The following is a 439-nucleotide window of genomic DNA, read 5'->3' on the forward strand; positions in this document are numbered from 1 at the left end:
GTTTACCTGCTTTGGGCATCAGCGATTTGATGAACGAATTCGGCTTGGTGAAATTCTATAAAGCCTGCCGCGGTGCAGGGATTAAGCCCATCGGCGCGGCAGATGTGTGGATAGGCAATCCGAATGCGTCCGACAAGCCGTTTCGTGCCATGCTGATTATCCGCAACGATGCGGGCTATCTGCGCTTGAGCGAACTTTTGACGGAGGCCTATGTCGGCAAAGACCGCAATATCCATCATGCGGAACTTAATCCCGAATGGCTGGAAAACGGCGACAACAGCGGCTTGATTTGCTTGAGTGGCGCACATTACGGCGAAGTGGGCGTGAATCTTTTGAACAGCAACGAAGACGCAGCGCGTGCGGCGGCGTTGAAATATGCGGCATGGTTTCCCGATGCGTTTTATTTAGAGCTGCAACGCCTACCCGAACGACCCGAATG

Annotated in this window: 1 protein-coding gene; it reads left to right on the top strand. The window is 53.5% G+C overall.

Features of this window, described 5'->3' with window-relative positions:
• Window positions 1-439: PHP domain-containing protein (locus ACTHUR_RS21240; RefSeq protein ID WP_440400787.1), on the top strand; the 439-nt coding region annotated here is incomplete at both ends.

This window comes from Neisseria sp. P0021.S007, assembly GCF_051956855.1.